We start from the raw sequence: 22,959 nt of genomic DNA on the forward strand, positions 1-22,959 counted from the left end.
GCGCCCGTACTTCATGGGCTAGAGGTCGATTTGATGCGATAAGCGGCCTAAGGGGTGTATTTGGGAGCATGTGATTGCGGCAGCGTCGTCCAGGGGCTAAGCTGCTCAGGTCTTCACTCCCTCCAGGCCAGCGATGAATGAAGTCCACACACGTTGCTGTATTGCCGGTGGTGGCCCGGCCGGCATGATGCTGGGCTTGCTGCTGGCGCGCGCCGGCGTGGATGTGCTGGTGCTGGAGAAACACGCCGACTTCCTGCGCGACTTTCGCGGCGACACGGTGCACCCCTCGACCTTGCAGGTGATGTTTGAGCTGGGGCTGCTGGAGAAGTTTCTGGCGCGGCCGCACGACGAGGTCAGCGAGTTGCGCGCCATGGTGGGTGAGACCGAGTTGGGGCTGGCCAGCTTCAAACACATACACACGCGCTGCAAGTTCATCGCAATGATGCCGCAATGGGAGTTTCTGGATTTCCTGCGCGACGAGGCCGCGTTGTTCCCCAGTTTTCGCCTGATGCAAAACGCCGAAGTGACAGGCGTCTTGCACAGCGGCGAGGTGGTGAGCGGCGTGCAGGTCCAGACACCGGACGGTCCGGGGCAAGTCAGGGCGGACCTGGTCATAGGTGCCGATGGCCGGCACTCGGTGGTGCGGGCGGCGGCGGGCCTGGTGGTGCGTGATCTGGGCGCGCCCATCGATGTGCTCTGGATGCGGCTGCCCAAACTGCCGGGCGACCCTTCCACCACGGGTGGGCGTATCACCCCCGGGGCTTTTCTGGTGATGATTGACCGCCGGAGCTACTGGCAATGTGCTCACGTGATCCCCAAAGGCGGCATTGCGGCGGTGCGTACGCGCGGCCTGGCTGCGTTCCGGGCGGATCTGGTGAAAGCGGCGCCGCTTCTGGCAAACCGCGTGGACACGCTGGCCAGTTGGGACGACATCAAGCTGCTGAGCGTGACGGTGGACCGGCTGGAGCGCTGGTACCGGCCCGGCTTGTTATGTATTGGCGATGCGGCGCATGCCATGTCGCCGGTGGGCGGGGTGGGCATCAACCTGGCGATCCAGGACGCGGTGGCGGCTGCGAACATTCTGGCGGCAGCGCTGGCAGATGTTCAGCTGGATGCCAGCGCCTTGACACCTTTGCTGGCCCAGGTGGAAAAACGCCGATTGTTCCCGACCCGCGTGATCCAGGCGGCGCAGGTGGCCGTGCAAAACCGCTTGTTAAGCCCGGTGCTGGCGGCCCGCCCTGCGGACTCGCCTATGGCTGTGCCCTGGCCCTTGAAGCTGCTGAACCGCTGGCCCTGGTTGCAGGCGCTGCCGGCCTACGCGGTGGGCATTGGCGTGCGGCCCGAACATGTGCGCTCACCGCGGGCTTGAGTGGCGGACACGCGTCGGTTTGGCTGGCGTACGCAGGGCTTGCGTCAGATAAGCCAGGCAATCCGCCACGGCCGGTCGGTGCAGCTCCGCCGGGCCGCGCACCATCAGCGCAATACGCCTTGTGATGGCGGGCGCGCCGAGTGGGCGCACCACCAGGCCCTGGCGCGGCACGCCATGTGTGTACAGGCGGGCGATCACCCCCACCGCCAGGCCGCTGCGCACCAGGCTGTAAAGCGATTCGCTGTAGAGCAGGCGGTCGGCTTCTTCCAGCGCCACACCCTGTTGACGCAAGGTGGCCAGCGCCAGGTCGTAGGTGCTGCCGCTGGCGAACAAGGCCAGGCGTTCGCCTTGCAGGTCGCGCCAGCGCAGCGTGCTGTCAGGCTCTGACCGGGCCAGCCGGTGCCCGCGCGGCAACACGGCGACCAGTTCGTCGGTGGCGACGGGAATGGCCGTGATGCCGGCCGGCAGGTCCAGCTCGGTGCCCAGGGCAATGTCGACCTCGCCGGTGTGCAGGGCGGCGATCAGCGCATCGTTGAGCGGGTCACGCACCGTGAGGGTCACTTCCGGGTGCAGGCGCTGCCATTGCGCCAGCGGCGGCGCCAGCAGGTGCATGGTCGAGGGCAGGGCGGCCAGGCGCAGGCTGCTCGCCTGGCTGGTCAGCGCCCGGTGCATGTCGCTCACGCCCAGGCTGAAACTGTTGAGCAGCCAGGCCACCTGCGGCTGCAGCGCCGCGCCGGCCGCGGTCAGCGCCACATGGTGGGTGCTGCGCTCCAGCAGGGTCACGTCCAGCAAACGCTCCAGGTCGCGGATGGTGGCCGACAGCGCGGGCTGGGTCAGGGCCAGCGCCTCGGCGGCACGGCTGAAACTGCCGTGTTGCGCCACGGCCTGAAAGCCCTTGAGCTGCCTGAGCGTGGGCTGGCGCAGGCGGGCGGCGGGTTCAGGGTCGGGTTTGGTCATAGATTTACATGATGAAGTTATCAAATTAAATCATTTCCCTTATGAGCAGTCCATGGCTAGGATGAAACCATGTTGCCGTCCCCCCTGCTATCCGAACCTTCCCTGCGCGCCATGCCCAAGGCCGAGCTGCACTGCCACTTGCTGGGCACGGTGCGGCGTGACACCTTCATTGACCTGGCCCAGCGCGCCAAGGCGCCGCTGAGCAGCGAAGAAATCGAGGCCTTTTACACCCGGGGTGAAAAACCGGTGGGGGTGTTGCGTGTGTTGCGCGCGCTTGATGCCTGGCTGCTGAAAACGCCTGACGATCTGCACCGCATCAGCTACGAATATTTACAGGATGCGGCGGCGCACCAGGTGCGTTATGCCGAGTTTTTCTGGAACCCGACCGGCACGGTGCGCGACTCCGGCATTCCCTACGCCCTGGCCCAGGCCGCCATCGTGCGTGCCATTGCCGACGCGCAGGCCGACTGCGGCATCATCGGCCGCCTGCTGCCGTCCATAGACCGCGAAGCCACGCCCGCCGAAGCGCTGCAGATGGTGCAGTGGATGATTGAACACCGCCACCCCGATGTGCCGGGCATAGGCATTGACTACCGCGAAGTGGACCGGCCGCCCGAATTGTTTGTGGAGGCGTATGCCGCCGCACGCCGCGCCGGCCTCAAGACCACGGCCCACGCCGGCGAGTTCGGCATGCCTTGGCATAACGTGCAGACCGCGGTGGAGCTGCTGAAGGTGGACCGCATCGACCACGGCTACACCATCGTTGACAACCCGGCTTTCGCCGCGCAATGCGCCGAGCGCGGCATCGTGTTCACCGTGGTGCCGACCAATTCTTATTACCTGCGCACCCTGTCGCCCGAGCGCTGGGCGCTGGACCACCCGATTCGCCAGATGCCCAAGCTGGGCCTGCGTATTCACCCCAACACCGACGACCCGACCCTGCACCATGTGACGCCAACCCAGGCCTGGCTGATGATGCAGCGCGACTTCGGTTTTGGCGCCGACGATTTGCGCGGCTTCATGCTCAACGGCCTGGACGCGGCCTGGATAGACGACAGCACACGCCGCCAGTGGCGCAGCGAATGGAGCGCCGCCTTTGACGCGCTGCGCCTGAACGATACCGACTCTGTACAAGGAAACTGACCATGTTGAAACCTCTTGCGCTTTCCCTCGCCGCCGTGGCGACCCTGACCCTGGCGGGCGCCGTGCAGGCGCAGGCCGCCTGGCCCGCGGCCAAACCCATCACCGTCATCGTGCCTTTTGGCGCCGGCGGCAGTGTGGATGTGACGGCGCGCCTGGTCGCGCAAAAACTTGGCGAGCGGCTCAAGCAGTCGGTGGTGATTGAAAACGTGTCGGGCGCCGGCGGCGCCATCGGTGTGGCCAAGGCCGTGGCGGCCGCACCCGATGGTTACACCCTGGTGATGGGCGCCGACAGCCCGGTCGCGATTGCCCGCCTGATCAACCCGGCCGCGGTGAAATACGATGCGCTGAAAGACCTGGCGCCCGTGGGCATGGTCAATACGGCCCCCATGGTGCTGGTGGCTCGGCCCGGCCTGCCGGCCAACACCCTGGCCGAGGTGTTGAAACTCGCACGGACCCAGCCCGGTGGGCTCAGCTACGCCACCTCGGGCGTGGGCACGGTATTGCAACTGGCCATGGAAACCATCAAGGACCAGGCCAAGGTCTTCATCACGCACGTGCCTTACCGCGGCGGTGCGCAGATTGCCACCGATGTGATTGGCAACCAGGTCGACCTGGCGATGATGATCAGCATCAGCGCCACACCGCACATCCTGAGCAAAAAAATGAAGGGCATCGCGGTGACCAGCGACAAACGCCTGCCGACCTTGCCGGGTGTGCCGACCATGGCCGAGTCGCCCGGCTTCAAAGGTTTTGACTTTGTCTCCTGGACCGGCCTGTTTGCCCCGGCCCAGACGCCGCCCGCCGTGATCGAGCGCCTGAACCGCGAACTCAACGAGGTGCTGAAGTCCGACGAAGTACGCACCAAGCTGCTGGAGCAAGGCGCCCTCAGCGGCAGTGGCAGTGCTGCCGATCTGGGGCGTTTTGTGCAGCGCGAGCAAACCCGTTACGCCCGCATCGTGCAAGCCGCCAATATCAAGGAATAAGACGGGAAGCGAAGGGCGAGGATCGCGCGAGGCGTCAGCTCGGCGAAGCGAAGCCGTCGAGCGCGATCGCAGGGTGCGCCGCCGCTGCTGGCTGCGCCATGCGGACGCTCTGGCGCACCCCCGCGCAGCGAGTTCGACCGGCGCAGCGGCTGGCGAGCCAAGGGCCTCAATGGCCCGCCGGCGAGACGCGGCCCGCGGCCTGGGTGCACGCAAGGTCTGAATTGGTGGCATTTCTCAGTCGCTATGTTTTTGATAGCTACTTGCGCCCGTCCCCCTTGGTCCAGATGCCAATTTAACCGTTGCTCAAACCAAAACGCGGATCAAACGAGAAGTAAAAACAGGCACCGTCGCCTTCGGCCGATTCGCCGCGTATCACGCCGCCGTGGCGTTCCAGAATGCGGTGCACCGTCGCCAGGCCGATGCCGCTGCCTTCGAATTCGCTTTCGTGGTGCAGGCGGTGAAAAGGTTTGAACAGGCTGCCCGCATAAGCCATGTTGAAGCCGGCGCCGTTGTCACGCACAAACAGCATCTTGCGTCCGCCTTCGCGGCCCGTCAGGGTGCCGAACTCGATCTGCGCATCGGCCCGTTCACGCGAATATTTCCAGGCATTGCCGATCAGGTTTTCCAGGATGATGCGCGCCAACTTGCGGTCGCAGCGCGCGCTCAAGCCGGGCTCTATCGTGACCAACACCTGGCGCTGCGGGTCGCGCAACTGTTCCTGAACGATGACCTGCTGGGCCATGGCGCTGAGGTTGACGTGGTCGAGCACCAGCTTGCCCTGGCTGACCCGGGCCAGCGCCAGCAAGTCGTTGATCAGCTCGTGCATACGCACGACGTTGACCCGGATCCGGTCGAACAGGCGTTCCTCCTCCTCGCTGAGCCGGCCCTTGAGGCGGCGCGCCAGCAACACACTGAAACCTTCGATGCTGCGCAGCGGCGACTGCAGGTCGTGCGAAACCGAATAACCAAAAGACTCCAGCTCGGCATTGGTCGCCTTGAGCTGTTCAGTGCGTTTGTGGACGCGTTGCTCCAGCGTTTCATGCAGGCGCGCGATTTCGCGGTCGCCGCGCAGGCGCACCAACTCGGCCGAGATGCGGCTGGCATAAATTTGCATCAGCGCATCGCGGTCCGCTGAGGGCGGCTGGCACGCTCGCCACATGGCGTTGACGATGCCTATCGACTCGCCGTCCGCATTGCGCAGCGCCGCACCGATGTAAGCCTGGTAACCACTGTCCAGCAAAAACAAGTCGTGCGGAAACAGCTGCTGGATGCCGTCGCCGTACACACACAGGTCGGGGTGGTGAAGGGCCACGTCGCACGGGCTTCCTTCCAGCGCATAACGGATATTGGGCTGCAGCAGGCCGTCCTGCACCATGGCCAGCGACATGACGCCGCGGTCCGGCGTGGTTTCGCCGACCAGCACCAGGTCGGCGCCCAGGGCCTGGCCCAGATGCCGCGCCACGGTGCGGAAAAAAGCCTCCCCGGTTTCCGCCGACAGGCCTCTGGCCACATCGATCAGCAGGGACTCGCGTTTTTTTTGTTCGCTGATGTTGATGGTCGAGTTGAGCAGACAGGGCTCGCCGGCGATGGTAACAATCACTGACCAGAGCTGGCAGTCGACCAGATGGCCGTTTTTGTGGCGCATGCGTACCTCGCGGCTGACCACCTGTCCCTGCCTGCGCAGCTCCTCAATAAACTGGTGGCGCTCCGCGCCGTTGCGCCAGACACCGGCGTCCACCGACGTGAGTTGCAGCAGTTCTTCCGCGGAAAACCCCAGGACCCGTTCATCGAGGGCGTTGGCGGCCAGGAAGGTGCCGTCGGAGACCCGGGTGATGCTCATGGCGATGGGGCTGAAATTAAAAGCCTTGGTGAACAGCTCCGCCGACTGGCGCGCCGCCTGCCGGGCCAGTGTTTCGGCGGTGGCATCGGTGATGGTGGACACCACGATGCGTCCGCGGCCCTGGTCTTCCACCTCGCTGGACAGCAACACATTCAGCGGGCTGCCGGCTTTGGTACAAACGTCCAGCGGGAGCTTGCTCACGCGGCCCGTCGTTTCGATCTGACGGCAGAAGGCCTGATGCGCCGCCGCATCCTGCCAGAGCCTGGCATCGGTGTTGCCGATGAACTCGTCGCGGCTGTAACCGAACAGGCGTTCGAAGGCCGGATTGACGTCCAGCACCGTCATGTCGTCGAGGGCCTGCACGATGATGGCGGCCGGGCTGCTTTGGAAGATGCGGCTGAAGCGGTCTTCGCTCAGGCGCAGCGCATGTTCCGCCTCTTCGCGCCGCCGCAGTTCGGTCTGCTGGTCGCGCAGCGCCCGCAACACCGTCTGGTGGTTGGCATAGACGCTGGCGGTGAGACCCGTCAGCAGCAAGACATGGATCAGCCAGAACTGCAGGTCTACCGTGAGGTCGGGTTTGGCAAGCAAGCCACCCGAGATATCGGCCCAGGTCAGGGCCGTCAGCGCGGCCGTGCTGAGAACCGCGGTCAGCACCAGGGCGCGTCGGCCCAGGGTCATGCCGGCGGTCACAACCGCGGCTGCAAAACCCGCGGTCAAGGCGCTGCGGACCGAGCCATAGGCATAGATGCCGGCGGTCGATCCGGTGATCAGGATAAACACCAGCAGGTAGCTTGCCTCGCGGTAGCGGCCGCGCCGCAACAGCCTGTAGGCCAGGCCAGCCAGCAAAAGGGCGCTGCTGGCAATGACGAGCTGGTGGCTTCCTTTGTTCTGCACAAGCGACATGCCCAGCAACAGCGACATGCCCAGCAGCAACAGCAGCAGGGAAAACCGCAACCCGCGCAGGCGCCGGGTCTTGATCAGCTCTTCCGTCTGCAAATAAGCCGATTCATAACGGGAGAGGCTGCTGTCGCGTACAGCGATGGACGGTTTCATTTCAATGCCAGAGCCTCACATCGCGCCTCAGCCAGCCCGTCTTAACCCTGGGCCACCGGCCGGCTCGGGTCGCTGCACCAGTCGCTCCAGCTGCCGGCGTACAGGGCGGCGCGACCCAGGCCGGCGATTTCCATGGCCAGCAGGTTGGGCACGGCGCTGACGCCGCTGCCGCAGTGGTGGACCACGCTGGCCGGATCGCGGCCACCGAGCAGCGTTTCAAACTCGGCCTTGAGTTGCGCGGCGGGTTTGAACTTGCCGTCCGCGCCGAGGTTCTGGCTGAACGGTCTGTTCAGCGCGCCGGGGATGTGGCCGGCCACCGGGTCCAGCGGTTCGACCTCGCCGCGAAAACGCGCCGGGGCCCGGGCATCGATCAGGGTCTGGCCGGGCCGACCCAACTGGCTGACGATGCTGGGGGCCGCCACCAGCCGCGCTTGTTCGACGCCGAGAAAAAAGGTGGACTGAAAGTGCGAGGGCTCCTCACCGTTGGCCACCGCGCCGCCCGCCGCTTGCCAGGCCTGCAGCCCGCCGTCGAGCACGGCCACCGCTTCGTGGCCGGCCCACTTGAGCATCCACCAGAGGCGGCCGCAATAGTTGGCGCCGTTGCGGTCATACACCACGGCTTGCATGTCGTTGGTAAACCCCACGCTGGATAACCAGATCGCGAATTTTTCGCGGTTGGGCAGCGGGTGGCGCCCGCCCGACGCCGGCTGGTCGGCGCCGCCGGCGGTCACCACGCCATGCGCGCCGGGCACACCGTGTTTGGCGCTCAGGTCGGTGTCCAGGTTGGCGTAAACGCCGCCCGGGATATGCGCTTCGAGGTACTGCTGTTTGCCGGCCTGCGGCTGCATCAGGTCAAAGCTGCAATCAAAAATGCGGCATGGCTGGCCGCTGGCCAGCAGGGTCTGCAACTGCGGGACGGAAATCAGGGTGGTGTAGTTCATGTGATGCTCCTGTAGCCGGAATTTGTGTGGACTGCTAGAAATTCAATTATCGGGATGCAGGGCAAGGCGCCCGGAGCGCAGGAGGTTTTGGGGGTCAGAGTCCAAATTCGCCACGCTTGCAGCGTGCCAGGAGGGAGCGGTGCGAAGCACCGCAGCGAAATTGGCGTCTGACCCCAATAACCCGCATGAGGATTCCGAGCACCGCGCAACGCCGCCATGCGCCCGAGAATTGGATTTATAGCAGTTCACGTCAGTGTTCTTCGGCGGGCGCGTCCGGCGCGGCGCGGGCGCGCAACACGGTGGCCGTGATGCCGCTGGCCATGATCAGTGCCATGCCGACCCAGCCGAGGAGCGGAATCTTGTCGCCAAATAACACCAGGCTGTAAATGGCGCCGAAGACAATGCCCGAATATTGCAAATTGGCCACGACAAGGGTCGCGCTGGGGGTTTTGGCCAGGCTGTAAGCACGTGTCATGCAGAGCTGGCCCAGCGAGGCCAGCAGGCCCAGCGGAATCAGCCAGAGTGCTGGTTGCCAGTGCCACTCGGAGACCCCGGCCACCCCCATGCCCAGCGCGCCGGCCACGGTCGAACCCACGGCGAAATAAAACACCGTGCGGGTTTCGGGCTCACCAACGCGGGCCAGCGCCATCACCTGCATATAGGCAAAAGCCGCCAGCAGGCCGGACAGCAGGCCGACCAGGCCGGCAAAAGCCTGGTTTTGCTCCATGGTCGGTCGCAGCATCATCACCACGCCGACAAAACCGGCAAGCACCGTCAGCACCAGCGGCCCTTGCGACGAGATACTTCCCGCAGCCACCTTGCCACGCGCCGGCAGCAGGCCCATCAACATGGCGCCGCCGACCAGGAAGGCGGCAATCCAGACGCTGCTCATGTAGTTCAGCGTCATCGCCGTGGCCAGCGGCAGGTGGGCGATGGCGTAAAACCAGGAGCCCAGCGAGATCACGCCGACCAGGCTGCGCCACATGTGCATGCCGGGAAACCGGGTGGCCAGGGGGATGCCGCGGGCCCTGGCCAGTGCCCACATGAAAAACATGCCCAGCAGGCCGCGGTAAAAAACCAGTTCCGCGCTGTTGAAGTGTTCTGAGGCCACCTTCACACAAACCGCCATCGACGCGAAGAAAAAAGCGGCGGCTAACATCCAGAGGGCTTGCATGGGGTGGCGGACCAGGTTGAGGGTGAAACAGGGCTTCAGCCCAGGTAGGGTGGTCGCAAGCAGCTATACATTTTGTAGCGAATGGTGTTTGCGGCGATGACCCGTCAAAGCATTTGTGTGGTTTTGCTGGCGCCCATTTCGCGGCGGTACCACTCGTGAAAATGCTGCATGCCGTCTTCCATCGGGCTCTGGTAAGGGCCGAATTCGTTGTCGCCGCGTTGCATCAAGGCCTTGCGGCCGGCGTCCATGCTGAGCGCAATTTCGTCGTCCTCGACGCAGGTTTCCATGTAGGCGGCCTGCTGTGCCTCGATGAACTCGCGCTCAAAGGCGCAGATTTCTTCGGGATAGAAAAACTCCACCACGTTCAGGGTTTTGTCCGGCCCTTGCGGGTGCAGGGTGCTGACCACCAGCACATGCGGGTACCACTCGATCATCACATGCGGGTAATAAGTCAGCCAGATGGCGCCGTACTTGGGCGGCACGCCGTTGCGGTACTGCAGCACCACATCGTGCCACTTCTTGTAAGTGTCGGTGCCGGGCTTGCCCAGCTTGTCGGACACCCCCACGGTTTGCACCGAATAGCTGGGCGCCAGCTCCCAGCGCAGGTCGTCGGTGGTGACAAAACCGCCCAGGCCGGGGTGGTAAGGACCGACGTGGTAGTCCTCCAGGTAGACCTCGATGAAGGTCTTCCAGTTGTAGTTGCACTCGTGCAGGTGAATCTTGTCGAGCTGGTAGCCGGAAAAATCGAGGTCGGCCATGTGGCCCAGCGAGGCCATGTCGGCGGCGATGTCACGGCCGTTGTCTTCAAACACCAGGCCGTTCCAACTGCTGGTCTTGTAGCGGTTCAGGTTCAGGCAGGGGTCGACCTCGAAATGCGGCGCACCTATCAGCTGGCCGCTGGTGTCGTAAGTCCAGCGGTGCAGCGGGCAGACAATGTTGTTGCCGGTGTTGCCGCGGCCCTGCAGCATGGTGGACTGGCGGTGCCGGCAGACGTTGGAGATCAGTTCCACACCGGTGGCGTTGCGCACCAGCGCGCGGCCGCCCAGTTCTTGCGGCAGCGCGTAATAGTCGCCCAGTGCGGGCACGGCCAACTCATGCCCCACATAACGCGGGCCACGCGCAAAGAGCTTTTGCTGCTCCCGCTGGTACACGCTGGGATCAAAATAGCTGTAGATGGGGAGCTGGCTGGTCGCCTGCAGCAGGCGAAGGCTTAAATCAGGCATGCAGTTTCCGAAACAGGCGATTTCGGGGGTAGGTGAGCGGGCAGGCAACCCTGCCATGACAGGCGGGGCGCCAAGACGAGAAGTAGGTTTAATTGTAACGCCCAGCCCTGAAACGTCGTGTGCGCGACCCTAAACCGGGGGGCTGGCCGTCCGCAGGCAATCTCTGGCGGGGGAAAGTGGTTTCACAACGGCCTAAAATCAGTCCTCAACCAAATAACCATGGCTAAAACTTCCCCATCCCCTGCACCTACGGCCCCCGCCAGTTACGAAGCTGCCCTTGATGAGCTTGAAACCCTGGTGGCCCGGCTCGAATCCGGCCAGTTGCCGCTGGACCAATTGCTGACCGGCTACCAGCGCGGCGCCGAACTGCTCAAGTTCTGCCGCGGCAAGCTCGAGGCCGTTGAAACCCAGATCAAGGTGCTGGAGGGCAACGAGCTCAAGCCCTGGAACCAAGAGTAAGCCCATTGACTGAACATAGATCTTTTGCGCTGGACGCCTGGAGCGCCCGGCAACTCGCGGCCGTAGAACAAGCCTTGATGCGCTGGGTGGCGCCGCCCGAACCCACACCGGCGCCGGCCGGGCTTGGCGACGCGATGCGTTACGCCGTGCTCGACGGCGGCAAACGCCTGCGCCCGCTGCTGGTCCTGGCGGCCTGCGAGGCCGTGGACGGCAACCCGGCAGCGGCGCTGCGTGTGGCCTGCGCGGTGGAGTTGATCCACGCCTATTCGCTGGTGCACGACGACATGCCCTGCATGGACAACGACATCCTGCGGCGCGGCAAACCAACGGTGCATGTCAAGTTTGGCGAGGCAGCGGCCCTGCTGGCCGGCGATGCCTTGCAGGCGCTGGCCTTTGAATTGCTGACGCCCGAGGACGGCTCGGTGGATGCCGCGACCCAGGCGGCCTTGTGCCGCATGCTGGCGCAGGCCGCCGGTTACCAGGGCATGGCCGGTGGCCAGGCGATCGACCTGGCCAGTGTCGGCAAAGCCCTGAGTTCGGAGCAGTTGCACGACATGCACAGTCTGAAAACCGGTGCTCTGCTGCAGGCCAGCGTGATGATGGGCGCGGCCTGTGGCGCACCCTCCACGGCGGCGAAAAACGCCTTGCGTGATTACGGTGCGGCGGTGGGCCTGGCTTTCCAGGTGGTCGACGACATTCTGGATGTGACGGCCGATTCGGCGACCTTGGGCAAAACCGCCGGCAAAGACGCGGCCCAGGACAAACCCACGTTTGTGTCGCTGATGGGCCTGTCCGCGTCGCGCAATTACGCGCAGGAGTTGCTGTCGCAGGCGCATTACAGTTTGAAGGCCAGCGAGTTGAAACACACGGACGCGCTGAGTGCGCTGGCCGACATGCTGGTCAATCGTAAAACTTGAGGCAGACTGATCCAGGGATGAGGCGCTCAGCGCCCGAGAAAAACAAGGCAACACCACGATGTACCCATTGCTTGAAACCATCAACAGCCCCGCAGACCTGCGGCTGCTGCCGCGTGCCCAGCTGAAAACGCTGGCCGATGAATTACGCGCCTACGTGTTGCACAGCGTGTCGCAAACCGGCGGGCATTTGAGTTCCAACCTCGGGACGGTGGAGTTGACCGTCGCCCTGCACTATGTGTTCAACACGCCGGACGACCGGCTGGTGTGGGACGTGGGCCACCAGACCTACCCGCACAAAATCCTGACCGGCCGGCGTGAGCGCATGGGCAGCCTGCGTCAGCTCGGCGGCCTCAGCGGTTTTCCGCGCCGCGACGAAAGCGACTACGACACCTTCGGCACGGCGCATTCGTCGACCTCGATTTCCGCCGCGCTGGGCATGGCGATGGCGGCCAAACAAAAAGGCGAGGACCGCCGTGCCGTGGCCATCATCGGTGACGGCGCCATGAGTGCCGGCATGGCCTTCGAGGCGCTGAACAACGCCGGTGTGTGCGACTGCAATCTGCTGGTGGTGCTCAACGACAACGACATGAGTATCAGCCCCCCGGTGGGCGCGCTGAACCGTTACCTGGCGCAACTCATGAGCGGGCAGTTTTATGCCTCGGCCAAAAATGTCGGCAAGCAGGTGCTCAAGGTGGCGCCGCCGCTGTTCGAGCTGGCCAAACGGCTGGAGACCCATGCCAAAGGCATGGTGGTGCCGGCCACCTTGTTTGAAAATTTCGGTTTCAACTACATCGGGCCCATCGACGGCCACGACCTGGAGTCGCTGATCCCGACGCTGGAAAACATCAAACACCTCAAGGGCCCGCAGTTCCTGCATGTGGTGACCAAAAAAGGCCAAGGCTACAAACTGGCCGAGGCCGACCCCGTGGCCTACCACGGCCCCGGCAAGTTCGACCCGGCCATGGGCCTGCAAAAATCCAGCACGCCGGCCAAACAAACTTTCACCCAGGTGTTTGGCCACTGGCTGTGCGACATGGCGGAAAAAGACAAACGCCTGGTCGGCATCACGCCGGCCATGCGTGAAGGTTCGGGCATGGTGGAGTTTCACCAGCGTTTCCCCGAGCGTTATTACGACGTCGGTATTGCCGAACAACACGCGGTGACCTTTGCCGCCGGCATGGCCTGTGAAGGCCTGAAACCGGTGGTGGCGATTTATTCGACCTTTTTGCAGCGTGCTTATGACCAGTTGATCCACGACGTGGCGATTCAAAACCTGCCGGTGGTGTTTGCGCTGGACCGCGCCGGTCTGGTCGGTGCCGACGGGGCCACCCATGCCGGGGCCTACGACATCGCTTACCTGCGTTGCATCCCGAACATGAGTGTGGCTTGTCCGGCCGACGAAAACGAATGCCGCATGTTGCTGAGCAGCGCCTACGCGCAAAACCACCCGGTGGCCGTGCGTTATCCGCGCGGGGCGGGTGCCGGCGTGGCGACACAGGCCGGCCTGGAGGCCTTGCCTTTCGGCAAAGGCGAAATTCGTCGCCAGGGCGCAGGGCTGGCCATTCTGGCCTTTGGCACCTTGTTGTATCCGGCGCTGCAGGTGGCTGAAAAACTCGGCGCGACCGTGGTCAACATGCGCTGGGCCAAACCGCTGGATGTGGCTTTGCTGCTGCAGGTGGCGGCCAGCCACGACGCACTGGTCACGCTGGAAGAGGGCTGCATCATGGGCGGCGCCGGTAGCGCTGTTGCCGAAGCACTGGCTGAAGCGGGTATCAGCAAACCCTTGCTGCACCTGGGCCTGCGTGATGAATTTACCGAACACGGTGATCCGGCCAAGTTGCTGGCCCAGCAGGGGCTGGATGCGGCTGGCATCGAACAATCCATCCGCATGCGTTTTGCGGAGTTGCTGCTTGCCGCCAAAACCGCCAAGCCGACGCTGAAATCTGTGGCGTAAAAACCTTGGTGGGGCTAGAGGCGTATGGCGGCCATGCGCCTGGTGGACTGACGAGCGCCTGAGCCGGTTTCGCGGGAAAACCCATGCGTGAAAGTCAGCGCAGGTTTCTACAATGGCACGCAAGCTGCCGAGCCTGCGGCTTGTCCTGATCCCCCCACAAGCCGGCTTCCTGGCATTCGGAGCCTTTCATGAATCGTCGCGCCCTGATCAAACATGCTGGTATCGCCGGTGTGCTGGCGGCCGGCGTGGCACCTGCCGTGCATGCGCAGGTGTCTGTGCGCTGGCGCCTGGCCTCGAGTTTCCCCAAGTCGCTGGACACCATTTATGGTGCTGCGGAAACCTTTGCCCAACATGTCAAAGCGGTGTCGGGCGGCAGGTTTGAGGTGTCGGTGCATGCAGCCGGCGAACTGATGCCGGCCTTTGATGTGGTGGACGGTGTGCAGCGCGGCCAGATCGAAGCGGCGCACACGGCGGCCTACTATTTCTCCGACAAGGATGAAACCTTTGCCATCGGCGCTGCGATTCCCTTTGGCTTGAACAGCCGCCAGATGAGTGCCTGGACCTTCGAGGGCAATGGCCTGAAGCTGATGCGCGAGTTTTATGCCCGCTACAACATCATCAACTTTGCCTGCGGTAATACCGGCGCACAAATGGGCGGCTGGTTTCGCAAGGAAATCAAATCCATAACCGACATGAAAGACCTGAAATTCCGGGTCGGTGGTTTTGCCGGCCAGGTGATAGAACGCCTTGGCGGCCTGCCGCAAAACTTGCCTGGCGGCGACATTTACCAGGCGCTGGAAAAGGGCGTCATTGATGCCGCGGAATGGATAGGCCCTTACGACGATCTGAAGCTGGGTTTTAACAAGGTCGCGCCCAATTATTACTACCCGGGTTGGTGGGAAGGTGGCCTGCAACTCGATTTGTACATCAACCAGAAAGCCTACGATGCCTTGACGCCGACGTACAAAGCCATGGTCAGAATTGCGAGTGCGGCGGCGCATGTCGAGATGCAGGCCAAATACGATGCCAGAAACCCGGCCGCCCTCAAACAGCTGGTGAGCGACGGCGCCAAACTGCGGCCCTTTCCCCCCGATGTCATGAACGCGGCCTTCCGGGAGTCCATGAAGCTTTATGGTGAACTGTCGGCAAAAAACGAAAACTGGCGCAAGGTGTATGCCGATTACGCCAAATTTCGTGGCGACCAGAACCTCTGGTTCCGCTTCACCGAATCAACGTTTGACCGCTTCATGCAAAGTCAGAAGCTTTAAGCAAACACGCCGCTTGCATTGATTTTTGCCTCCAAGAACGCGGGCTGAGGACAGACGGATTGAGGCCTGCGCCAGAGGGATTCCGCAGGGAAAACCCCCCCTAGTCCGCAGGTCAGCCAGTTTTACAATCGCAACTACCTAAAAGTTGGTGGCCCGGTCACAAGCCGCGTTTTTTTCAATGCACTTGGAGTGAATTTAATGGATCGTCGTTCCCTAATTAAAAATGCCGGCATTGCCGGTGTGCTCGCGGCAGGTATTGCCCCGGCCGTACATGCCCAGGCCGCCGTTCGCTGGCGTCTTGCTTCCAGCTTCCCCCGCTCGCTCGACACGATTTTCGGAAGTGCCGAAATGTTGGCCAAGACCGTCAAGGCCTTGTCGGGTGGCAAGTTTGAAATCACGACCCATCCCGCCGGTGAACTGATGCCGGCGTTCGGCGTGGTGGACGCACTGCAGGGCGACACGCTCGAAATGGCGCAGTCAGCCGCCTACTATTTCACCGGCAAGGACCCGATCTTCGCCTTCAGCTGCGCCGTGCCTTTCGGCCTGACCGCACGCCAGAACGACTCGTGGAAACAGTACGGCAACGGTCGCAAGCTGCTGGATGCCTTCTTCGCGCAGTACAACTTCCACACCGCCAGCGCCGGCAACACCGGCACGCAGATGGGCGGCTGGTACCGCAAGGAGATCAAGACCGTGGCCGACCTCAAGGGTCTCAAGATGCGCATGGGTGGCGGCGTGTTCGGCGAAGCCATGGCCAAGCTGGGCGTGGTATCACAGAACATGCCAGGCGGCGATGTGTACCAGGCGCTCGAAAAGGGCACGCTGGACGCTGCCGAGTTTGTCGGTCCCTACGATGATGAGAAGCTGGGCTTCAACAAGGTGGCTCCTTACTACTACTATCCAGGCTGGTGGGAAGGCGGCGCCGACCTCGAGTTCTTCATCAACAACAAGGCCTTTGCCAAGCTGTCGGATGAGAATAAAGCCATCCTCAACGCGGCCACCAATGTTGCCGCTCGCGACATGACTGCCAAGTACGATGCCTACAACCCCATCGCCTTGAAGCGCCTGGTGGCAGCCAAGACGCAACTCAAACCGTTCCCGAAAGCCGTGATGGATGCCGGTTTCAAGGCTTCGATGGAAGTGTTCGCCGAGCACGAAGCCAAGTCGCCCGAGTTCAAGAAGATCCACCAGGACATGCGCGCCTTCCAGCGTGACCAGGTCCTGTGGAACCGCTTCTCCGAGTATCCGTTCAACCAGTACATGAACTCGATCAAGATCTGACGATCCGGTCGTTCACAAGCAAAAAGGCCGACCTGCAATGCAGGTCGGCCTTTTTTCCTGGAGCTCTTCCGGAGAAGAGCCCTAAGGACCCGAGGGTCAGGGCTTCTGGGGTTTGAGCGCGTCTTGCATGGCCTTCATGGGATCGCTTTCGGTGCTTTCCGTCGAGGGTTCCGGTGTGGCTGGTGCGACGCCTTCGGCACCCGGTCCGGTCTTCGGTTCCGCGCCCGGCGCGGCTTCTTCCTGAGCGCCGTAGGGGTCGGCTGCGGGGCCGTCGTCCTCAGGCTTCAGGCTGTCGCGCATCTGTGCGCCCACATCTTCGAGGTTGACATTTACCGCCTTATCGAGGCTGCCCGTCACGATCTGCGGGAAGGCGATCAGCACACCCACCATCGTCAACTGGATCAGCACGAACGGAATCGCGCCCCTGTAGATCTGCATCGTTGTTACCGGCTCCATGACCTTCTGCGTCACGCGGTCCACGTACTGCTTTTCGGGTGCGACGGAACGCAGGAAGAACAGCGCGAAGCCGAAGGGCGGGTGCATGAACGAGGTCTGCATGTTCACCGCCAGCAGCACGCCGAACCAGATCAGGTCGATGCCCAGCTTGTGGGCCACCGGCGCCAGTAGCGGCACCACGATGAAGGACAGCTCGAAGTAGTCCAGGAAGAACGCCAGAAAGAACACCAGCACGTTCACCGCGATCAGAAAGCCCACCGGGCCACCCGGCAGCGACGTCAGCAGGTGCTCGACCCAGATCGGGCCGTCGGCGGCCTGGAACACCAGGCTGAAGGTCGTAGCGCCTATCAGGATGAACATCACGAAGCTCGACAGCTTGGTGGTCGAAGCCAGCGCCTGCTTCAGCAGCGAGAAACTCATGCGACGGCGCGCCCAGGCCATGATCAGCGCACCCATCGCACCCATCGCGCCGCCTTCTGTCGGCGTGGCCACGCCCAGGAAGATGGTGCCCAGCACCAGGAAGATCAGCAGTAGCGGCGGAATCAGCACAAAGGTCACCCGTTCGGCCAGCCGCGACAGCAGGTTGAGCTTCAGGCCCTTGTTGATCAGCGCGATCACCAGCGCGACGAACACGCCGCCGCACATGGCGACCACGACTTTTTCGTCAGTGGCCACGAAGGTCACGGCCTCGTCCTGGAACCACGAGTGAACGGCCTCCATGTTGTGCGCCAGGAAGACCGCCACAACCGCCGACAGCGCGGTGATGCCCACCAGGGAGATGTAGCCGCCGCTGCCGTTGGGTTCGCGGAAGGTGCGCGCCTCGAGCGGCAGCGCCGGCACTTGCGCGGGCTTGAAGATCGCCAGGAACACGACGTAGAGCACGTACAGGCCCATCAGCATGAAGCCGGGCAGGAAGGCGCCTTTGTACATGTCGCCGACGCTCTTGCCGAGCTGGTCGGCCATGATGATCAGAACGAGGGAGGGCGGGATGATCTGCGCCAACGTGCCGGAGGCAGCGATCACGCCGCTGCTCAAGCGCCTGTCGTAGCCGTAGCGCAGCATGATGGGCAGCGAGATCAGGCCCATGGAGATGACCGAGGCGGCGACTACGCCGGTGGTGGCGGCCAGCAAGGCACCGACAAAGATCACGGCGAGGGCCAGGCCGCCGCGCATCGGGCCGAAGACCTGGCCGACCGTATCAAGCAAGTCCTCCGCCATGCCGCTGCGCTCCAGGATCAGCCCCATGAGCGTGAAGAAGGGGACTGCCAGCAGCGTGTCATTGGACATGATGCCGATCAGCCGCTGGGGCAGCCAGGCCATCACCGACGACTGGAACACGCCGAGCTCAATGCCGACCAAACCGAAAAATAGGCCGCAAGCCCCGAGGCTGAAGGCCACTGGAAAGCCCAGTAGCAGGAAGCAGATCAGCCCGGCGAACATGATCGGGGCGAAGTTGGCAACAATGAATTCCATGGTGTTTTTTCCGCCTCGGTCAGTGTTGTGGTTTTGGTGTTGCGCCGGACGTGGCGTCGGCCTTTTGGGCGGCTTTCGCTTCGGCCTCGCGGCGCAGAGCTTCGATCAGCTCGGCTTCAGCCGTCTTGTCGGTCAGGCGGCCCATGGGGTCAGGGCCCTGGCCGCGCAGGAAGGCGATGCGCTTGATCAGCTCCGACCAGCCCTGCAAAAGCAGCAGTGTGAAGCCGATGGGCAACGCAGCCCACACAGGCCATCGGATCAGCCCGCCGGAATTGCCGGACATTTCACCCGTCTGGTACATCTGGATCACCACCGGCACGGACAGGTAAAGCACCGTCAGGCACAGCGGCGTCAGGAAGAGTGCGAAGCCGATGATGTCGACCCAGACCTGTGCGCGCTTGGACAAGCGGCTGTTGAGCACGTCGATGCGCACGTGCTCCCGGTGCAGCAGCGTGAAGCCGGCGGCGATCAGGAAGGACCAGGCGAACAGGTACCACTGCACTTCGAGGAAGGCGTTGGAGCTGGTGTTGAAAACCTTGCGCACAATCGCGTTGAGCGCGCTGATGACCGTGGCGGCCAGGATGAGCCAGATGACGGATTTGCCGATCTGGGCATTGAGCCAGTCCACGGCCTGGGAAAACTTCAAGAGGGCGCGCATTTTTTGTCTCCGAGAGGAATGATTCAGCGTCATGACAAACCTCCGGCAAGCCCGCAAAAGGTCAAGGCCGGATGTCGATCAGTGCGTCGGGATTTTATAGAGACTATAAGGGACAAGCTGACGATTGAATGACGCTGCTCGCTGGCATCCTGTACTGACTGTGCGGCGTGGCCGGTTTCAGCCTGAATCGTTGCGCCGCAGCTTGCCTGAGCAGGCCGAGCGTCAGATCACCTGGACACCCTGGCCCTCGCTCATGCGGCCTATGACCCGGGCATCGGGGAAGCCTTGGCTGTGGAAGCAAGCCAGCACTTGGTCGGCGCTGTCGGGGCTGCAGGAGACCAGCAAGCCGCCGCTGGTCTGCGGGTCACTCAGCAAGGCCTGCTGCGCCGGTGTGATGCCGGCCGGCAGGGTGACTTCAGGGCCATAACTGGCCCAGTTGCGCCCCGACGCGCCTGTGACCATGCCTTGTTCCGCCAGCTCGAGCACACCGGGCAGCAGCGGAATCTGGTCCAGGTTCAGTTCCATTTTCAGTTTTGCGCCGCGTGCCAGTTCCAGCCCGTGGCCAGCCAGGCCAAAACCGGTGATGTCGGTCAGGGCATGCACACCGTCCATTTGCGCCAATGCGATACCCGGCTTGTTGAGCTGGGTGGTCACGGCAATCATGCGGGCATAACCGGCGTCGCTGAGTTGGTCTTTTTTGAGCGCTGCCGACAAGATGCCGACACCCAGTGGTTTGCCCAGGATCAACACGTCACCGGCCTTGGCACCGGAGTTTTTCTTGACGCGTGAGGGGTGCACCAGCCCGAGCACCACCAGGCCATAAATCGGTTCGACCGAATCAATCGTGTGGCCGCCGGCAATCGGAATGCCGGCGTCGCGGCAGACGTCCTGGCCGCCACGCAGAATCGCGCCTATGGTCTCCAGCGGTAACACGTTGATGGGCATGCCGACCAGGCCTAACGCCATGATGGGTGTGCCACCCATGGCATAAACGTCGCTGATGGCATTGGTCGCGGCGATGCGGCCGAAGTCATAGGGGTCGTCGACGATGGGCATGAAAAAGTCGGTGGTTGCAATCAGCGCCTGCTCATCGTTGAGCAGGTAAACCGCGGCGTCGTCGGCGGTTTCAATGCCCACCAGTAATTCTTTCGGAATTGGCAAATTGCTGGAGTTTTTGAGAATTTCGCTCAGGATGCCGGGCGCGATTTTGCAGCCGCAGCCGCCACCATGCGACAGGCTGCTCAGGCGGGGCACGGCCGGTTGGGTGGACGGTGTGAGGGGCGTGGGGGTGGTCATGGCAAAACTTTCGAAAGACGTCTCAGTCAAGCTGATCGTCGGGGCAGGGGGCGCTGGGCTTCAGTGCGCTGTGTAGCAAGTTTAAAACACGGCGTTTTTCTTCGGGCGGGCTGAACAAGTGGGCGCGTTGACGGCATTGTTCCTGGAGCAGGGCCAGAAAGCCGGGCTCGGCCGCACAACGCTGCAACAATGCCGCCAGCGCACCATCGTCACCGAGTGCAAAGTAGCCGGCGTAATCGGCGCCCAACATGCCGATGTTGCCGCTGATGGCCGACGCCAGCACCGGCGTGCCGGACTGCACGGCCTCCAGAATCACCTGGGCGCCGCCTTCCATGCGCGAGCTGTTCACCAGCACATGGGCGCGCTTGATGTGCTGGCGGGTTTGCGCACGCGGCAGGCCGCCCAGCCAGCGGTAGCCGGGGGTGGTGTTTTCCGCTGCACGCGCGGCCAGTGCCAGCTCCGGTTGCAAGGCCTCGCCGATGTGTTCAAACAGCATGCGCCCTTCGAAAGGCCTCGCGGCCGCTCGGAGGTAGGTCAGCGGGTCTTTTTCGTCACGCAGATGGCCAACCATCAGCGCGCGGAACTGGCGTGTTGATTTGACGGCGGGGCAAAGGGCCCGGGCCGACTGGTAAATCACCCGGGTTTTGTTGCGCCAGGCGGGCGGAACCTGCTGCAAGCCGGCTTCCTGCAAGACCACCAGATGTGTCGCCAGCCGCAGCGACTGTTGTGCGTCGGCATCCCCCAAGATGTCGCGGTACAGGTCGGTGCCCGTCAGAACCAGGATCAGCGGTTTGCCTGGGTACTGCTGCGCCCAGGCATGGATCGAGGGTGCCGAGCGCCGCGCATGCAGGGCGATCATGGCGTCGGCGGTAGGGGCGCTCAAGGGCGCCGGCCAGGCGGGCAGCAACGCGATGTCACAATGACTGGACAGAAATTGCGCCCAGCGATGTGCAGTGTGCCAGTTGCCATTGTTGGCTTCCTGCATCGCCGGGCTTACCAGGACCACTGTTTTGGCTTCAGACGCTACACCCAATTCATCACCCCATTCATCCTCGACCACGGTGACCGGGCTGATTGATTCGCCCCTGATGCGCAGCGCAGGCCGGGATGTCCTGTCGCTGGCCCTGATGGATGCGCGCAATCATACGCTGCGTCTTTTCGGTCAATACCAGCAGGCGCTGGAGGCGGTTGATTTTGTGGTGCCAATGTTGCCGACCCTCAACCCGCCATTGTGGGAGTTGGGTCATGTGGGCTGGTTCCAGGAGTGGTGGATAGGCCGCAACATGCAGCGGGCCCGTGGCGCGCGTTGTGACGCGGCGCACACGCGGCTGGCGTCGATCGAACCCCGGGCCGACCGCTGGTGGGACTCGGCGAATGTGCCGCACGCCCAGCGCTGGTCACTGGACCTGCCCAGCGTGGCCAACTGCCGCGCCTACCTGCTCGACACGCTGGAAAGCACACTGGAGCTGCTGGAAAAAGCCGGCGACGATGACGACGCCTTGTATTTCTACCGCCTGTGCCTGTTCCATGAAGACATGCACGCCGAAGCCCTGACCTACACCGCCCAAACGCTGGGGCTGACCCTGGACAAGGCTTTGTTGCAAGCCTTCACACCGCCGACCATGTTTTTGCGCGAGCCGCTGCTGATCCCGGCGACGGTCTGGAAGCAGGGCAGCGCCGATGCGGCCCAGGCCGTGGGTTTTGTGTTTGACAACGAACAGGCACAGCATGAGGTCCAGGTGCCCGAGTTCGAGATCGACGCCCAGCCTGTGAGCTGGGCGCAGTTTGTCGAGTTTGTCGATGACGGCGGGTACGACCAGCCCGAGTTCTGGCTGCCGGAGGGCTGGGACTGGCTGCAAGCCACGGCGGCCAGCGAAGGCCGGCGCGGCCCGCGTTACGTCGAGCAAATTGGCGTGGCCAGCGGCGCAGTGATGCAAATCCGTTTCGGCAAAGCCATGCGTATGCTGGGCAACCAGCCGGCCATGCACATGAGCTGGTGGGAGGCCGACGCCTGGTGCCGCTGGGCCGGACGCCGCCTGCCGGCCGAGGTCGAGTGGGAGGTGGCGGCACACACGGCGGCGCGCCGGGGTTTCCGCTGGGGTGATGTGTGGGAGTGGACAGGCAGCAGCTTCCGGCCTTACCCGGGTTTCACCCCCGGCCCTTATGCCGATTATTCCCAGCCCTGGTTCGGCACCCACAAGGTGTTGCGCGGTGCCTCGATGGCGACCCGAGCGCGCATGAAACATCCGAAGTACCGCAATTTTTATCTGCCAGGGCGCGACGATATCTTCTGCGGGTTTCGGTCGTGTGCGTTGTAGATGCTATTAAAACGGGAGCTGCTTGCGCCCGTGTTTAAAGGGCTGAAGGTCGATTTCATTCATAGGTCCGGGCTCAATGCCTTGTCAGCGTCACGCTGCGTTTGCGGCTTGCACTGGACAGTAGGACGGACTCCCCACTCCCACCCCTAACCCCTCCCTCGCCCCGCTGGGCGATGGAGGGGGACTTCATTTGGTC

The 22,959-nt window shown here is 63.3% G+C and carries 18 protein-coding genes; 9 read left to right on the plus strand and 9 right to left on the minus strand.

From position 1 onward, the window contains the following. The first annotated feature begins 133 nt into the window (after positions 1-133). Positions 134-1,369 carry an FAD-dependent oxidoreductase gene (locus R6254_RS10405; protein ID WP_318406572.1) on the plus strand — a complete coding sequence of 412 codons (1,236 nt, stop codon included), beginning with the start codon at positions 134-136 and terminating at the stop codon, positions 1,367-1,369. Here R6254_RS10405 and R6254_RS10410 read toward each other — a convergent pair. Beyond that, on the minus strand, positions 1,355-2,326 hold the full coding sequence (locus R6254_RS10410; RefSeq protein WP_318406574.1) for a LysR family transcriptional regulator: 972 nt from the start codon (positions 2,324-2,326) through the stop codon (positions 1,355-1,357). The two genes, R6254_RS10405 and R6254_RS10410, sit on opposite strands and share 15 nt — an antisense overlap. Before the next feature lie 69 nt (positions 2,327-2,395). On the opposite strand from R6254_RS10410, the gene add reads away from it, so the two are divergent. Together add and R6254_RS10420 are read left to right on the plus strand one after the other, a co-directional pair. Further along, complete coding sequence (gene add, locus R6254_RS10415) at positions 2,396-3,469, plus strand: adenosine deaminase (RefSeq protein WP_318406576.1); 1,074 nt, start codon at positions 2,396-2,398, stop codon at positions 3,467-3,469. Positions 3,470-3,471: 2 nt separating this feature from the next. Continuing rightward, complete coding sequence (locus R6254_RS10420; protein WP_318406578.1) at positions 3,472-4,452, plus strand: Bug family tripartite tricarboxylate transporter substrate binding protein; 981 nt, start codon at positions 3,472-3,474, stop codon at positions 4,450-4,452. A 292-nt stretch (positions 4,453-4,744) separates the two neighbouring features. Here R6254_RS10420 and R6254_RS10425 read toward each other — a convergent pair whose 3' ends face one another. The 4 genes from R6254_RS10425 to R6254_RS10440 all read right to left on the minus strand — a co-directional run bounded on the left by R6254_RS10425 (position 4,745) and on the right by R6254_RS10440 (position 10,683). Continuing rightward, the gene (locus R6254_RS10425) at positions 4,745-7,345 is read right to left on the minus strand and encodes a PAS domain-containing sensor histidine kinase (protein ID WP_318406579.1); all 2,601 of its coding nucleotides are present in this window, start codon (positions 7,343-7,345) and stop codon (positions 4,745-4,747) included. Positions 7,346-7,386: 41 nt separating this feature from the next. Then, positions 7,387-8,286, minus strand: coding sequence for a sulfurtransferase (locus R6254_RS10430; RefSeq protein WP_318406580.1), 900 nt, complete (start codon positions 8,284-8,286; stop codon positions 7,387-7,389). A gap of 250 nt (positions 8,287-8,536) precedes the next feature. Next, positions 8,537-9,460, minus strand: coding sequence for a DMT family transporter (locus R6254_RS10435; RefSeq protein WP_318406582.1), 924 nt, complete (start codon positions 9,458-9,460; stop codon positions 8,537-8,539). Between the two features lie 104 nt (positions 9,461-9,564). After that, the gene (locus tag R6254_RS10440) at positions 9,565-10,683 is read right to left on the minus strand and encodes an aromatic ring-hydroxylating oxygenase subunit alpha (RefSeq protein ID WP_318406584.1); all 1,119 of its coding nucleotides are present in this window, start codon (positions 10,681-10,683) and stop codon (positions 9,565-9,567) included. 219 nt (positions 10,684-10,902) lie between these two features. On the opposite strand from R6254_RS10440, the gene R6254_RS10445 reads away from it, so the two are divergent. From R6254_RS10445 to R6254_RS10465, 5 genes are all read left to right on the plus strand, one after another. Next, positions 10,903-11,142 (plus strand): exodeoxyribonuclease VII small subunit, encoded by a 240-nt coding sequence (locus R6254_RS10445; protein ID WP_318406586.1) that lies wholly within the window; start codon positions 10,903-10,905, stop codon positions 11,140-11,142. A gap of 5 nt (positions 11,143-11,147) precedes the next feature. After that, entirely contained in the window at positions 11,148-12,059 is a 912-nt protein-coding gene (locus R6254_RS10450) for a polyprenyl synthetase family protein (RefSeq protein WP_412103148.1), read from the plus strand. Between the two features lie 58 nt (positions 12,060-12,117). Continuing rightward, positions 12,118-14,013 (plus strand): 1-deoxy-D-xylulose-5-phosphate synthase, encoded by a 1,896-nt coding sequence (gene dxs, locus R6254_RS10455; protein ID WP_318406588.1) that lies wholly within the window; start codon positions 12,118-12,120, stop codon positions 14,011-14,013. A gap of 188 nt (positions 14,014-14,201) precedes the next feature. After that, positions 14,202-15,281 carry a TRAP transporter substrate-binding protein gene (locus tag R6254_RS10460; protein WP_318406590.1) on the plus strand — a complete coding sequence of 360 codons (1,080 nt, stop codon included), beginning with the start codon at positions 14,202-14,204 and terminating at the stop codon, positions 15,279-15,281. A 198-nt stretch (positions 15,282-15,479) separates the two neighbouring features. Continuing rightward, positions 15,480-16,562: a TRAP transporter substrate-binding protein gene (locus R6254_RS10465; RefSeq protein WP_318406592.1), complete on the plus strand. Its 1,083-nt coding sequence runs from the start codon at positions 15,480-15,482 to the stop codon at positions 16,560-16,562. A 96-nt stretch (positions 16,563-16,658) separates the two neighbouring features. Here the strand turns inward: R6254_RS10465 and R6254_RS10470 are convergent, their stop codons facing one another. The 4 genes from R6254_RS10470 to senB form a co-directional block, all read right to left on the minus strand. After that, positions 16,659-18,491: a TRAP transporter large permease gene (locus R6254_RS10470; protein ID WP_318406594.1), complete on the minus strand. Its 1,833-nt coding sequence runs from the start codon at positions 18,489-18,491 to the stop codon at positions 16,659-16,661. Between the two features lie 19 nt (positions 18,492-18,510). After that, positions 18,511-19,149 carry a TRAP transporter small permease subunit gene (locus tag R6254_RS10475; RefSeq protein ID WP_318406596.1) on the minus strand — a complete coding sequence of 213 codons (639 nt, stop codon included), beginning with the start codon at positions 19,147-19,149 and terminating at the stop codon, positions 18,511-18,513. Positions 19,150-19,371: 222 nt separating this feature from the next. Next, on the minus strand, positions 19,372-20,445 hold the full coding sequence (selD, locus tag R6254_RS10480; RefSeq protein ID WP_318406598.1) for a selenide, water dikinase SelD: 1,074 nt from the start codon (positions 20,443-20,445) through the stop codon (positions 19,372-19,374). Between the two features lie 22 nt (positions 20,446-20,467). Next, positions 20,468-21,505, minus strand: a complete 1,038-nt coding sequence (gene senB, locus R6254_RS10485) for a selenoneine biosynthesis selenosugar synthase SenB (RefSeq protein ID WP_318406600.1) — start codon at positions 21,503-21,505, stop codon at positions 20,468-20,470. A 28-nt stretch (positions 21,506-21,533) separates the two neighbouring features. Here senB and senA point away from each other — a divergent pair, with 28 nt between their 5' ends. After that, positions 21,534-22,763 carry a selenoneine synthase SenA gene (senA, locus tag R6254_RS10490; protein ID WP_318406687.1) on the plus strand — a complete coding sequence of 410 codons (1,230 nt, stop codon included), beginning with the start codon at positions 21,534-21,536 and terminating at the stop codon, positions 22,761-22,763. Positions 22,764-22,959 lie beyond the last annotated feature (196 nt).

The sequence above is a fragment of the Polaromonas potterensis genome (assembly GCF_033446725.1).
GTDB lineage: Bacteria > Pseudomonadota > Gammaproteobacteria > Burkholderiales > Burkholderiaceae_C > Polaromonas.